Genomic DNA, 12,676 nt, shown 5'->3' with positions numbered 1-12,676 from the left:
ATGCTTGAATGATCCTGCACGGCGCTGAAAAGCGTGAGAGGTGGAGGATGCTGCTGCGATACCTTACCTACACTCTGCTCGCCATCTGGTTCATTCATGTGGTCTGGCCGGAGCCTGCCCATGCAGAGGACGCGTCCGCCCATGTCAGCCAGTGCCAAGCGATCGCGGAAGCCACGCCGTCAGCGACCTTCGCCAGCTTTGCGACACCCGAAATCTCGCCCGTCGCGGCAAACACCGATGGCGACGTCACCATCACCTATCTCGGCCACTCGACCTTTCTGATCGAGACGCCCGGCGGCATATCGATCGCCACCGACTACAACGGCTGGTTCCGGCCCGCGGCGCCCCCGGACGTCGTGACGATGAACAAGGCCCATTCGAGCCACTACACGCTGACGCCTGATCCGGCGATCCGCTACGTGCTGCACGGTTGGGGCGACGACGGCGAGCCGGCGGACCACGACATCGTCGTCGGCGACGCCTATATCCGAAACGTGACGACCGACATCCGTTCCGGCTTCGAGGGCATGGAGCCCGACGGCAATTCGATCTTCATCTTCGAGGTCGCCGGCCTCTGCATCGGCCATCTCGGCCACCTGCATCACGAACTCGACGACAGCCACTACCGCCAGATCGGCCGGCTCGACGTGCTGATGGTGCCGGTCGACGGCGGCCTGACGATGGGGGCCGAAAGCATGAGCCGCGTCACCTCGCGGCTGCGCGCGGCGCTGATCCTGCCGATGCACCGGCGCGGACCGCCCATCGGCGATTTCCTGGCCATGTTCGGGGAGGACTACGACAAGAGCTTCGCCACCGGCCCGAGCATTACGGTGTCCCTGCGCACGCTGCCGGGCAAACCGCTGATCCACGTGCTTCTGGGCGTCTGACGCTTCTCTTGTCCAGGCTCAGTGCATGCGCTGCGGCCGCGGATTCCGCGTGCCGAAGACCAGGCCCCGCTGGACGAAAAGCGGCAATGAAACTATAAGGCGCCCCATCCCAATAAATTCATGCATGCAGAGGGCGCCATGGCTGGCCATTCACAATTCAAGAACATCATGCACCGCAAGGGCCGTCAGGATGCGGTGCGCTCCAAAATGTTTTCCAAGCTCGCACGCGAAATCACCGTCGCTGCGAAGTCCGGCATGCCCGACCCGGCCATGAACCCGCGCCTGCGGCTGGCAATCCAGAACGCCAAGGCGCAATCGATGCCGAAGGACAACATCGAGCGCGCCATCAAGAAGGCTGCCGGCGGCGATGCGGAGAACTACGAGGAAGTCCGCTACGAGGGCTACGGCCCGGGCGGCGTCGCCGTCATCGTCGAGGCGCTGACCGACAACCGCAACCGCACCGCTTCCAATGTCCGCTCCCTCTTCACCAAGGCGGGCGGCGCGCTCGGTGAAACCGGTTCGGTCTCCTTCTCCTTCGATCGCGTCGGCGAAATCACCTACCCGCTCTCCGCGGGCGACTCCGACAAGGTGATGGAAGCAGCGATCGAGGCGGGTGCCGATGACGTCGCGACGGACGAGGAAGCCCACACGATCATCTGCGGTTTCGAAGAAATCGGCGACGTCTCGAAGGCGCTCGAGGGCGTGCTCGGCGAGGCCGAAACGGTCAAGGCGATCTGGAAGCCGCAGAACACCGTGCCGGTCGACGAGGAAAAGGCCCAGTCGCTGATGAAGCTCATCGACAATCTCGAAGACGACGACGACGTCCAGAACGTCTATTCGAACTTCGAGGTGTCCGAGGAAGTGCTGGCGAAGCTGTCGGCCTGAGGTCTGTTCGGCGCGGGGCAAGCGGGTGCGATACCCCCCTCTGCCCTGCCGGGCATCTCCCCCGCAAGGGGGGAGATCGGCCAGAAGCAGCGCGCTGCCCGACAGTGAGTTCGGGGATGCCGATATGGTGGGCTTCCGTCATGCAAGAAGCATAACTGGTTGAGCGGGACATCGCCGCTTGCCAATCTCCCCCCTTGTGGGGGAGATGCCCGGCAGGGCAGAGGGGGGTACCACACCAGTGTGGTCAGGCTGACCCTGCCAGCGCCCTTTGCGCCTCCGCGAACAGCTTCAACGAATGCAGCCGCGCCTCCATGTCGAAGATCGGCATGGAGATGATCAATTCGTCGGCCTTGGTGAGATCGACGAAGGACGCGATCTTGCGGCGGATGGTTTCGGGACCGCCGACGACCGCATAGCTCATGGCGTGGTCGACGAAGATCGTCTCGTCCGGGGTCCACAGCCCATCCATCGACTGGACGGGCGGCGGGAAGCGGCCTCGCGCATTGCGGCGAAGCGCTACGAAGGACTGCTGCATCGAGGTGAAGAGATAATTCGCCTCCTCGTCCGTGTCGGCCGCGACGCCCATGACGCCGACCATGACATGCGGCCTGTCGAGCTGCGGCGACGGCGTGAAGCGCTCGCGGTAGATTTCGAGCGCCGAGAGAAGCATGTCCGGCGCGAAATGCGAGGCGAAGGCGAAGGGCAGCCCGAGCATGCCGGCGAGATGGGCGCTGAAATGGCTTGAGCCGAGCAGCCAGAGCGGCACGTTCGAATCCGCTCCGGGAACCGCGATGATCTTCTGGTCTTCGCTGACCGGACCCAGGAGCGCCTGCAATTCCACGACGTCGTTCGGAAAATTGTTGGAGCTTGCCTCCATGTTGCGCCGGAGCGCCTGCGCGGTCCGCATGTCCGTGCCGGGGGCGCGGCCGAGGCCGAGATCGATGCGGCCGGGATAAAGGGCCGCAAGCGTACCGAACTGCTCGGCGATCACGAGCGGCGAATGGTTCGGAAGCATGATGCCGCCGGACCCGACGCGGATGGTTTTTGTCGCCGACGCCACGTGCGAGATGACGATCGACGTCGCGGCGCTGGCGATACCCTTCATGCCGTGATGCTCGGCCAGCCAGAAGCGCGCGTAGCCGTTTTCCTCGGCTGCGACGGCAAGCCGGCGGGAGTTTTGCAGCGACTGGGCGACGCTGCCGCCCTCGGTAATCGGCGACAGGTCGAGAATGGAGAAAGGGATCATGGCGAACGCCTTCGGTTAAGAGAAATTGATCGATCGCAATGTAGGTTCAAGTTTCCTAAGGCCAAGGGTTCGGCATCGCTTTTCGGCAGACCCGCAGCGTTTCTGTGTAATGTTTTTGTTTTGTTCACTTTTTGCTGGCAGCGTCCCGTCGACCGACATAGGGTGAGACATGCAGACTACGATTCGCATCATCGGCATCGATCCGGGGCTGAGGCGCACCGGCTGGGGAATCATCGACACGCTCGGCAATTCGCTGCGCTTCGTCGCCTCGGGCACGGTGACGTCGGACGGCGAAATGGACCTCGCCTCGCGCCTTTGTCAATTGCACGACGGCCTTGCCGACGTGGTGCACAGCTACCAGCCACATGAGGCTGCCGTGGAGCAGACCTTCGTCAACAAGGATGCGACGGCGACGCTGAAGCTCGGCCAGGCGCGCGGCATTGCCATGCTGGTTCCGGCCCGTGCCGGCCTCAGGGTCGCCGAATATGCGCCGAATGCGGTGAAGAAAGCGGTGATTGGCGTCGGCCATGGCGAGAAGCAGCAGATTCACATGATGTTGAAGGTCTTGATGCCAAAGGTCGAGTTCAAGGGCAACGACGCGGCCGACGCGCTTGCGATCGCCATCTGCCATGCGCATAACAGGCAGGCGGTCACCAGCCGCCTTGCGGCGCTTGCCGGTTAGTAGAGCAGACAAAGAACGGAAGCCAGATGATCGGCAAGCTCAAGGGCACCATCGACGAGATCGCCGAGGATTATGTCGTTCTCGATGTCCACGGGGTCGGATATGTCGCCTATTGTTCGGCGCGCACACTCGGCAAGCTCGGCTCGGCTGGCGAGGCGGCCGTGCTCTTCATCGACACCTATGTGCGCGAAGACCAGTTGAAGCTGTTCGGCTTCCTGTCGGCGCTCGAGCGTGAATGGTTCCGTCTGCTGCAGACCGTCCAGGGCGTGGGCTCGAAGGTGGCGCTGGCGCTGCTTTCGACGCTGACCCCGGGAGAACTCGCCAATGCCATCGCGCTGCAGGACAAGACGTCGGTTGCGCGCGCTCCCGGCGTCGGGCCGAAGGTGGCAGTGCGGATCGTCACGGAGCTGAAGAACAAGGCTCCGGCCTTTGCCGGCGAGATGTCGGCGTCGATCGGGCTCAAGCAGGAGCTGGGCGAGGGCGTCGCTTCCGCGCCGGTTTCCGACGCGGTCTCGGCGTTGACCAATCTCGGTTATTCGCGCGATCAGGCGGCGAACGCGGTCGCCGCGGCCTTGAAAAATGGTGGCGAGGGAGGCGACAGCGCGAAGCTGATCCGCCTTGGGCTGAAGGAGTTGGCGCGCTGAGGGCGAGCCAAGCCTTTCTGCGGCCACAATGGAATTGGAGTGAGGGGTCATGATGCGATCGCACTGGATTGGCAGACGCGCTCCCACTATGGTCGAGAGGCGCAGAGCGGCGTTGAGCGGCGGCGCGATCCACCCCGCAATGGAAGTTTGAGATGACCGAAGCCGCACGCCTGATTGCGCCGGAAAAGCGGGGCGAGGACCTCGATGCGACGCTGCGTCCGCAGTCGCTCGACGAGTTCACCGGCCAGAAAGAGGCGCGCGCCAACCTCAAGATCTTCATCGAGGCGGCGAAGAACCGCGGCGAGGCGCTCGATCACGTGCTCTTCGTCGGCCCGCCTGGTCTCGGCAAGACGACGCTAGCGCAGATCATGGCGAAGGAGCTCGGCGTCAATTTTCGCTCGACATCTGGACCGGTCATCGCCAAGGCCGGTGATCTCGCGGCGCTGCTCACCAATCTCGAAGAGCGCGACGTGCTGTTCATCGATGAGATCCATCGCCTGAACCCGGCGGTCGAGGAAATCCTCTATCCGGCCATGGAGGATTTCCAGCTCGATCTGATCATCGGCGAGGGCCCGGCGGCGCGTTCGGTGAAGATCGACCTTGCCAAATTCACGCTGGTGGCGGCGACGACGCGGCTCGGCCTGCTGACGACGCCGCTGCGCGACCGCTTCGGCATCCCTGTGCGGCTCAACTTCTACACCGTCGAAGAACTGGAACTGATCGTCCGCCGCGGCGCGCGGCTGATGGGACTCGGCATGACGGATGAGGGCGCGCGCGAAATCGCCCGCCGGGCGCGCGGCACGCCGCGCATCGCCGGCCGCCTGTTGCGGCGGGTGCGCGATTTCGCCGAGGTGGCGCGTGCCGAGGCCGTGACCCGGGAGATCGCCGACGAGGCACTCACCCGGCTGCTCGTCGACAGCATGGGACTCGACCAGCTCGACCGCCGCTACCTGACGATGATCGCCCATAATTTCGGCGGCGGGCCGGTCGGCATCGAGACGATCGCGGCCGGGCTTTCCGAGCCGCGTGACGCAATCGAGGACATCATCGAACCCTACCTGATCCAGCAGGGCTTCATCCAGCGCACGCCGCGCGGCCGCGTCCTGACGGCCAACGCCTGGAAGCATCTGGGGCTCAATCCGCCGAAGGACGTCGAGGCGGCACAGTTCCGGCTGACGCTCGAGGACGACTGAGATGATCACCCGCCGCGGCTTCATGAAAGTTCTCGGCGGCGGTTTCGCGAGCGCCATGGCGCTTGGCGGCTATGCCTTTGCCTTCGAGCCGCTGGTGCGTCTGCGGATCGCGCATTACGGCCTGACGCCGCCCGGCTGGACGCCGGGACTCAAGCTGCGCGTCGTCGCGCTTGCCGACCTGCATGCCTGTGAACCCTGGATGTCGGCGAGGCGGATTGCTTCCATATGCGAGCGCGCCAATGCACTCGGCGGCGATATCACCGTTCTTCTCGGAGACTATGCCTCCGGCATGAATCTCGTTACCCGCTACGTCCATTCGAGCGAGTGGTCAAAGGCGCTCTCGACGCTTCAAGCCCCGCTCGGCGTCCACGCGATCATGGGCAATCACGATTGGTGGGAGGACAGGACCGCCCAGAAGAACGGCGGCGGCGAAACCTTCGGCCATCGCGCTTTGGCCGATGTCGGCATCCCGGTCTACAGCAACCGCGCCATCCGCCTGGAGAAGGATGGTTTCGGCTTCTGGATCGCCGGGCTCGAGGACCAGCTTGCGCTTCTGCCGGGCAGGAAATGGAAGCGCGGCACAATGGGCGGGCTCGACGATCTCGATGGGACGCTGGCGCAGGTGAGCGATGACGCGCCGGTTATCCTGCTGGCGCACGAGCCGGATATCTTTCCGAAGGTGCCGTCGCGGGTCTCGCTGACGCTTTCCGGCCATACCCATGGCGGGCAGGTCCGTTTCATCGGCCATTCGCCCGTCGTGCCTTCGCGCTACGGCGACCGCTATGCCTATGGCCACATCGTCGAGGAAGAGCGCAACCTGATCGTCTCCGGCGGACTTGGTTGCTCGATTGCCCCCATCCGCTTCGGAGTGCCGCCGGAGATTGTCGTGGTCGATCTCGGGTAGGCTCACGTCAACTTTGCCCCTATCCGACCTGGACGATCAGCGATCCTCTGGCTCGAAGCCGATCAATGATTGAGTATTTCCGGCCAACGCCCGGATCGTCGACGCCAGCCTTTCTTCTCCCCCGGGCACCCAGCCGAGCGCGCGCAGCTTGTCTGTCGACATCACGTTGAATTCACCTATCTCCGCGGCCGGCGGCAAAGGGTGCGCACAGCCGGTCACTGCCTTCAGAATGGAAAGGATCTCATGGTTGCCGGTCAGCACGTCCGAGACATTGAAGATTTGGCCGGAAACCCTGGCCGGATCGGCTTCCAGCATGAGGCGCACGGCCTTGGCGACATCGTCGCCATGCACTTCCGTGCCGACCCGCGACGCAACCGGCCGGCCGGCGAGATAGTCGGCAAAAAGACTGCTCCACTTGTGCCTACGGCCGGGTCCGGCCGGTCCGTAGACGCCGGTGACGCGCAAGCTGGCGGTGACGAAGTCGTGGCCGGTCATTGATTTCAGCGTGTCCTCCGTGCCGAGCTTGATTGCGCCATAGAGCGTGTCGGGTTCGGCGGGCGAGGCCTCGTCGACGATAGGCGACGCTCTGTCGCCGTACACGGCGCGGCTCGACAGAAAGACGCAGCGGCGTACGCCGGCAGCACGCGCCGCCTCGAACAGCCGAACCGAGCCGGCGAGATTGGCGCGGCGAAAACCTTGCGGATCCGCGCCTTCGCCGCCGCGGTACTTGCCCTCGACATGCTCGAAGGCGGCGTGGACGAAATAATAGATGTTGTCGAAGGCGGCGATCTGGTCGGCATCCGGATCGAGCCGAAGCGGTACATGGGGCACCGGGCGCGAGAAGAAGCCGTCCGCCGGTTGCGTCCGTCCGCCGACCGAGACCTTGTAGCCGCGCGCCAACAGGTGCTCGACGATGAAACGGCCGACGTAGCCTGTGCCGCCGGAGACGAGGACGCGGGTCACGACGAGCCGGTATCAGTTCTGGCCGGATTCGCGAGAGCCGCTACGTCGGGAATATTCTCGCCGGTCAGGTAGGCATGCCAGAGCTCGATCAGCGGACGCAGCACCTCCATACGCGGATGGTCCTTCTCCCACGGCTTCTCATACTGGTAGTGAAGGACGCCGATCGAGCGCCAGTCCCAGAGCGCCGGCAGGTTGAACCAGGCATATTGCAGCATGTTCATCGTCACAGGCAGGCCGTGCCAATCGGGAAAGAAGCTCTGCAGAAAGGTCTGGTCGGTGCGCGGCCAGAAGGCCTCTGGCGCGTCGAGTGCGGCAAGCATCCCTTCGAAGGTTTCGACCGATGGCTTTGCAACGAAGACGCCGGAGTTCAGCCGGTGAAAATCGGCAAGGCTTTCGTAGACATTCGGGGCTGCGGAAAACTCCGGATAGAGGAAGAGCTTGTCGATGTTGCGCAGCACGAGCGCATCGGCGTCGATGAACACGCAGCGCTCGTATTCGACGAGTTGCCAGAGCCGGAGCTTGCAGAAATTGTCGAGCGGCGAATGGAAGTCCGGTTTCCGCCCCTTGATGAAGGGCGCCTTCTCATGGACGTTGCCGCGTGCATGGCGGGCATTGAATTCGTCCGAAAGCGGCAGCAGCTCGGTCTCGATCAGCCGACAGTCGAATTCGGTCAGCGGCCCGAGTGCGGCGGCGTCGACACCGCCGGTGTAAAGCACGACGATGTCCGCCGGCGTCCGCGTCAGGCGGATCGACCGCAATAGGGCCCGCGCGCCGAGCGCATAGTCGGCATTGGTGACGAGCGTCACGAAGGCATGGCGGCTGGCGGGCGAAGAAGCGGCGCCGAACTCCTCGGGATTGGTCGTTGCCGGGCTCATGAAACGGATTTCAGCCGCTTGCCCTCCGGATCATGGTTGATCAGGGGAGCGATGTCCTTCGTCCAGGCCGAGACGGCCGGTACCCGCGAACGGTCGACGCGATAGGCAAATTTCTTCGCCACGTCGACGATCTCGGAAAGCAGCCCATCTTCGAGCCGGATCGGATCGAGCCCGAGCGCCAGGAACTTTTCGTTCTGCACGACGAGATCGTTTTCCGCCGCTTCCTTGCGCGGGTTCGGCAACCAGGCGATCTCGGAGCCGGTCATCCTGGCGAGCATCTCGGCCAGGTCCCGGACGCGGTGCGTCTCGGTCATCTGGTTGAAGATTTCGACGCGGCTGCCGCGCGCCGGCGGGTTTATGAGCGCGAGTTCGATGCAGCGCACCGAGTCCTGGATATGGATGAAGGCGCGGGTCTGGCCGCCGCTGCCGTGAACCGTCAGCGGATAGCCGATCGCCGCCTGGATCAGGAAGCGATTGAGCACCGTGCCATAGTCGCCGTCATAGTCGAAGCGGTTGATGAGCTGCGGATGCCGGCGCGTCTGCTCCGTATGGGTACCCCAGACGATGCCCTGGTGCAGGTCGGTGATCCGGAGCCCGTCATTCTTCGCATAGAACTGGAACAGCAGCTGATCGAGGCACTTGGTCATGTGGTAGATCGAGCCCGGATTGGACGGGTAGAGGATCTCCTGGCTGACCGTTTCGCCGTCCATGGTCTCGACCCCGACAGGCAGGTAGCCCTCGGGGATCGCCGCGCCGATCGTCGAATAGCCGTAGACGCCCATGGTGCCGAGATGCACGAGATGGGCGTCGAGGTCGAGCTCGACCAGTGCATTCAGGAGGTTGTGCGTCGCGTTGACATTGTTGTTGACCGTGTAGTTCTTGTGGCGGTCGCTCTTCATCGAATAGGGCGCGGCGCGCTGCTCGGCGAAATGCACGATCGCGTCGGGGCGGTGCTCGGCAAGCCACTTCTTCAGAAGCTCGTAGTCGCGGGCAAGATCGATCAGGTTGAAGTGGATGCGCCGGCCGGTCTCCGCATGCCAGATGCGGGTGCGTTCCTGGATGGAATCCATCGGGGTCAAGGATTGCACGCCGAGTTCGGTATCGATCCAGCGGCGGGAGAGATTGTCGAGAATGTAGATGTCGTGGCCCTGATCGGACAGATGCAACGCGGTGGGCCAGCCGACAAAACCATCACCGCCGAGGATTGCGATCTTCATGCACGATTCTCCTGATCGGGAAGAGGACACGGGACCTGATAGGACAGGATTGTGACAAAGCTGCAATGCTTGCAAATGTCTTTTTGATCCTGCACAGGAAAAGCAAAATTCTCCCGGAGAATGCCATGTCACTGATTTCGCTTGCCGGCGAGCTGACCGAGACCGGCCACCGTTTGATCCAGCGGGTCTATTACGAGGATACCGATTTCTCGGGCGTGGTCTACCATGCCCGCTACCTGCATTTCATGGAACGTGCGCGGACCGATTATCTCCGGTTGCTGGGCGTGGAGCAGGCGTCGCTCGCCGTCGAGGGCGATGCGGAAGGCCTCGTTTTCGTGGTTCACCGCATGGAGATCGACTTCAAGTCGCCGGCGCGCATGGACGACGTCCTGACGATCGAGACGTCTACCGAAAAGGCCGGCGGCGCCAAGATGGTGCTGCAGCAGGAGATCCGCCGCGCCGGCGCCCTGCTGATCGCCGCCAAGGTGATCATCGCCGTGATCAACGGCCAGGGCCGCCCGCGCCGACTGCCGGAGGCGCTGGCGACGAAGTTCCTGGCGGCGCAGAGGGCGATCTGAGACGTCCTACTTCACGACCGAGTCCAGCATCTTCTTCGTCAGCGATTGCTTGACCTTGCCGATCTCGCGCCAGGGGTCCGTGCCCGCTTCGATGCGCTCGAGGATATCGCCGATGCGGAAGGTGTTGGCCGCATCCAGCCGTTCGAGCTCGTCCCATCCGACCGGGGTGGCGATCGGTCCGCCTTCGCGGGCGCGGCTGGAATAGGGGGCGATCGCCGTGGCGCCGCGCTCGTTTCTCAGCCAGTCGATGAAGATCCGCCCCTTGCGCTTCGCCTTCGACATGGTGGCAACGAAATGATCCGGATCGCGATCGGCGATGTTCTGCGCCACGGCCTTGGCGAAGCTCTTGGCGTCATCCCATGCCGCCCGCCGGACGAGCGGCACGACGACATGAACGCCTTTGCCGCCGGTGACGAGCGCGAAGGATTGCAGACCGATGTCCGCGAGTTCGTCGCGCAAGGCAATCGCGGCGCTTTTCACGGTCTTGAAATCGACGCTCGGATCGGGGTCGAAGTCGAAGACCAGCCGGTCGGGCGTTTCCAACCTGTCGATCGTCGCACCCCAGATGTGAAATTCGAGCGTGCCCATCTGCACGGCGGCGACCAGGCCCTTGGGATCGCGCACATACATGTAGTTTTCGGTGCCGCCGGACGATTCCTCGATCGGTACTTCCCGGATGTCATCGGGGAAACCATCGCTGGCGTGCTTCTGGTAGAAGCAATGCCGCTGGCCGCCCTGCGGACAGCGCACCAGGGATAGGGGATGGCCGGCGACAAGGGGGAGCATCCGCTCCGCGACCACCGCATAGTAGCGGGCAAGGTCGATCTTGGTGATGCCCTGGCCCTGGAAGAGGATCCGATCGGGATGTGAGATGCGGACGCCGACGACATCGTCGCCGCCATGTCCTGCCCTGCTCGTTGACGAGGCCTTGCTCCTGCCGGTCTTTGACGTCGCCTCTGTCGGCTTCGGTGTTTCGAGCTTCACGGCCTTGGCCTCCTTGTCGTCGCGCAATCCTTCGAACGATCCGTGGCGGATATGCCCGTCAGCGGTAAATTCCGCGAAATCCACCTCCGCCACAAGGTCTGGCTTTAGCCAGACGGCATCCCGGCTCCTTTCCCGTGGCACTTGATCGAAGGGCGGCGTCTGGCGCTTGCGCTTCACAAAGGCGGCGGCAAGCGTCTCCATCACCTTTTCGCCGAAGCCGGTGCCGACGCCGCCCCGATAGATCAGCTTGCCGCCCTCGAACGTGCCGAGGAGCAGCGAGGCGAAGGCACGCCCCTTCTTGGTCGAGGGGGTGTAGCCGCCGATGACGAACTCCTGGCGCTTCGTGCATTTCACCTTCAGCCAGCTTCGTGTGCGGCCGCTGCGATAGGGGGCCTTCGCCTCCTTGGCGATGATGCCTTCCTGCCCGGCCTTGCACATCGCCGCGAGCACGTGCTCGCCGTTCCCGCGGATATGCTCGCTGAATTGCACGGTCGCCGTGGTACCGAGCGAGCCGAGCAGCGCCTTCAGCTTCTCCTTCCTTTCGAGGAGCGGCTTGCGGCTCAGGTCCTTGCCGTCGAGCTCGATCAGGTCGAAGGCGTAGAAGCGCGTGCTCGCACCGGTCCTCAAGGCCTTCTGCAAGGCGGAGAAACTCGACCCTTCGTCCGCCAGTGCCACCACTTCGCCGTCGATCAGGGCGGAGCCGCAATCCAGTTCCGACAACGCCGCAGCGATTGCCGGAAACTTTTCGGTCCAGTCGAGGCCGTTGCGCGTATAGCAGCGCGCGGTCCCTCCGCCGACGGCCGCCATCAGGCGGTAGCCATCGAACTTGGCTTCATTCAGCCAGTCGTCGCCGGTGGGTGCTTTCGTCACCAGGGTCGCGAGCTGCGGCGGCCGGAAGGCAGGTGGCTTGCCGGAGGATTTTCGCGCCGAACGCTTGCTGCTCCCGCCCTCTTGCGCAACTGCGCCCGCCTTGAGATTGGCGGCGGTACTCTTGTTGGAGTGCCAGACACGCGCGCGTTTTTCGCCCTGGCCTTCGGCGATCTCGTCCATCGTTCGGCCGGTCCGCACGCTCACCACGTGCTGTTTTATCAGGCTCTCGCCGTCCTCTGACGCGCTATCGTCGTCCTGCTTGACCAGCAGCCAGCTTTCCCGCTTTTCGCCGTCGCGCGGACGCATGCGCACGAGCGCCCAGCCGCCCTTCATGCGGCTGCCGTGCAGGCGGAAGGCGAGCTTGCCCTTCTTCAAGCCCTTGGCGGGATCATCTTCCGGCTCCCACCATCCGGTGTCCCAGAGCATGACCGTGCCGCCGCCGTATTCGCCTTCCGGGATCGTGCCTTCGAAGTCGCCATAGGCGAGCGGATGATCCTCGGTGCGGATAGCGAGGCGCTTGTCCTCCGGATTGAGGCTCGGCCCGCGGGTGACCGCCCAGCTCTTCAGCACGCCCTCCCATTCGAGGCGAAAATCATAGTGAAGCCGGGTTGCGTCGTGCTTCTGGACGAGAAAGCGCTTGTCTCCGGGCCGTGTGTGAACAACTGCACCCTTCGGTTCGCGCGTCTTCGTAAAATCGCGGCGCCGATTGTATTCGGAAAGCGGTTGGCTGCGCGCGGCCATGGATCGT

12 protein-coding genes are annotated in these 12,676 nt (G+C 63.9%); 7 read left to right on the top strand and 5 right to left on the bottom strand.

What is annotated here, in order from left to right:
* The first annotated feature begins 47 nt into the window (after positions 1-47).
* Both RHIBR816_RS0105535 and RHIBR816_RS0105530 read left to right on the top strand, forming a co-directional pair.
* On the top strand, positions 48-887 hold the full coding sequence (locus RHIBR816_RS0105535; RefSeq protein ID WP_018235541.1) for an MBL fold metallo-hydrolase: 840 nt from the start codon (positions 48-50) through the stop codon (positions 885-887).
* Between the two features lie 138 nt (positions 888-1,025).
* Positions 1,026-1,772 (top strand): YebC/PmpR family DNA-binding transcriptional regulator, encoded by a 747-nt coding sequence (locus RHIBR816_RS0105530; protein WP_026186675.1) that lies wholly within the window; start codon positions 1,026-1,028, stop codon positions 1,770-1,772.
* A 244-nt stretch (positions 1,773-2,016) separates the two neighbouring features.
* On the opposite strand, the gene RHIBR816_RS0105525 is transcribed toward RHIBR816_RS0105530, so the two are convergent.
* The gene (locus tag RHIBR816_RS0105525; RefSeq protein ID WP_018235539.1) at positions 2,017-3,018 is read right to left on the bottom strand and encodes an LLM class flavin-dependent oxidoreductase; all 1,002 of its coding nucleotides are present in this window, start codon (positions 3,016-3,018) and stop codon (positions 2,017-2,019) included.
* Positions 3,019-3,187: 169 nt separating this feature from the next.
* Here RHIBR816_RS0105525 and ruvC point away from each other — a divergent pair, with 169 nt between their 5' ends.
* The 4 genes from ruvC (at position 3,188) to RHIBR816_RS0105505 (ending at position 6,441) form a co-directional block, all read left to right on the top strand.
* Positions 3,188-3,700 carry a crossover junction endodeoxyribonuclease RuvC gene (gene ruvC, locus RHIBR816_RS0105520; RefSeq protein ID WP_018235538.1) on the top strand — a complete coding sequence of 171 codons (513 nt, stop codon included), beginning with the start codon at positions 3,188-3,190 and terminating at the stop codon, positions 3,698-3,700.
* A 26-nt stretch (positions 3,701-3,726) separates the two neighbouring features.
* Positions 3,727-4,344 (top strand): Holliday junction branch migration protein RuvA, encoded by a 618-nt coding sequence (gene ruvA, locus RHIBR816_RS0105515; RefSeq protein ID WP_018235537.1) that lies wholly within the window; start codon positions 3,727-3,729, stop codon positions 4,342-4,344.
* 152 nt (positions 4,345-4,496) lie between these two features.
* Entirely contained in the window at positions 4,497-5,537 is a 1,041-nt protein-coding gene (gene ruvB / locus RHIBR816_RS0105510; RefSeq protein ID WP_018235536.1) for a Holliday junction branch migration DNA helicase RuvB, read from the top strand.
* A gap of 1 nt (position 5,538) precedes the next feature.
* Complete coding sequence (locus RHIBR816_RS0105505; RefSeq protein ID WP_018235535.1) at positions 5,539-6,441, top strand: metallophosphoesterase; 903 nt, start codon at positions 5,539-5,541, stop codon at positions 6,439-6,441.
* A 36-nt stretch (positions 6,442-6,477) separates the two neighbouring features.
* Here RHIBR816_RS0105505 and RHIBR816_RS0105500 read toward each other — a convergent pair whose 3' ends face one another.
* The 3 genes from RHIBR816_RS0105500 to RHIBR816_RS0105490 are packed head-to-tail and all read right to left on the bottom strand — an operon-like array spanning position 6,478 to position 9,496.
* Entirely contained in the window at positions 6,478-7,404 is a 927-nt protein-coding gene (locus RHIBR816_RS0105500) for an NAD(P)-dependent oxidoreductase (RefSeq protein WP_018235534.1), read from the bottom strand.
* Positions 7,401-8,279, bottom strand: coding sequence for a glycosyltransferase (locus RHIBR816_RS0105495; protein WP_018235533.1), 879 nt, complete (start codon positions 8,277-8,279; stop codon positions 7,401-7,403). The genes RHIBR816_RS0105500 and RHIBR816_RS0105495 overlap by 4 nt, the downstream gene beginning before the upstream one ends.
* On the bottom strand, positions 8,276-9,496 hold the full coding sequence (locus RHIBR816_RS0105490; RefSeq protein ID WP_018235532.1) for an NAD-dependent epimerase/dehydratase family protein: 1,221 nt from the start codon (positions 9,494-9,496) through the stop codon (positions 8,276-8,278). The genes RHIBR816_RS0105495 and RHIBR816_RS0105490 overlap by 4 nt, the downstream gene beginning before the upstream one ends.
* Before the next feature lie 125 nt (positions 9,497-9,621).
* Here RHIBR816_RS0105490 and ybgC point away from each other — a divergent pair, with 125 nt between their 5' ends.
* Entirely contained in the window at positions 9,622-10,074 is a 453-nt protein-coding gene (gene ybgC, locus RHIBR816_RS0105485) for a tol-pal system-associated acyl-CoA thioesterase (protein ID WP_026186674.1), read from the top strand.
* Positions 10,075-10,080: 6 nt separating this feature from the next.
* Here ybgC and ligD read toward each other — a convergent pair whose 3' ends face one another.
* On the bottom strand, positions 10,081-12,669 hold the full coding sequence (gene ligD, locus RHIBR816_RS0105480; protein WP_018235530.1) for a DNA ligase D: 2,589 nt from the start codon (positions 12,667-12,669) through the stop codon (positions 10,081-10,083).
* Positions 12,670-12,676: the final 7 nt, after the last annotated feature.

Source organism: Ensifer sp. BR816 (genome assembly GCF_000378985.1).
Classification (GTDB): domain Bacteria; phylum Pseudomonadota; class Alphaproteobacteria; order Rhizobiales; family Rhizobiaceae; genus Sinorhizobium.
The sequence above is the reverse complement of the archived record's forward strand: the minus strand, read 5'-3'. Positions and strand labels throughout refer to the sequence as shown.

Coding starts and splice junctions, on each gene's coding strand:
- ybgC (WP_026186674.1), top strand. CDS start 9,622: ATGTCACTGATTTCGCTTGCCGGCGAGCTGACCGAGACCGGCCACCGT.
- ruvA (WP_018235537.1), top strand. CDS start 3,727: ATGATCGGCAAGCTCAAGGGCACCATCGACGAGATCGCCGAGGATTAT.
- RHIBR816_RS0105505 (WP_018235535.1), top strand. CDS start 5,539: ATGATCACCCGCCGCGGCTTCATGAAAGTTCTCGGCGGCGGTTTCGCG.
- RHIBR816_RS0105530 (WP_026186675.1), top strand. CDS start 1,026: ATGGCTGGCCATTCACAATTCAAGAACATCATGCACCGCAAGGGCCGT.
- ruvB (WP_018235536.1), top strand. CDS start 4,497: ATGACCGAAGCCGCACGCCTGATTGCGCCGGAAAAGCGGGGCGAGGAC.
- RHIBR816_RS0105525 (WP_018235539.1), bottom strand. CDS start 3,018: ATGATCCCTTTCTCCATTCTCGACCTGTCGCCGATTACCGAGGGCGGC.
- RHIBR816_RS0105495 (WP_018235533.1), bottom strand. CDS start 8,279: ATGAGCCCGGCAACGACCAATCCCGAGGAGTTCGGCGCCGCTTCTTCG.
- RHIBR816_RS0105535 (WP_018235541.1), top strand. CDS start 48: ATGCTGCTGCGATACCTTACCTACACTCTGCTCGCCATCTGGTTCATT.
- RHIBR816_RS0105490 (WP_018235532.1), bottom strand. CDS start 9,496: ATGAAGATCGCAATCCTCGGCGGTGATGGTTTTGTCGGCTGGCCCACC.
- ligD (WP_018235530.1), bottom strand. CDS start 12,669: ATGGCCGCGCGCAGCCAACCGCTTTCCGAATACAATCGGCGCCGCGAT.
- ruvC (WP_018235538.1), top strand. CDS start 3,188: ATGCAGACTACGATTCGCATCATCGGCATCGATCCGGGGCTGAGGCGC.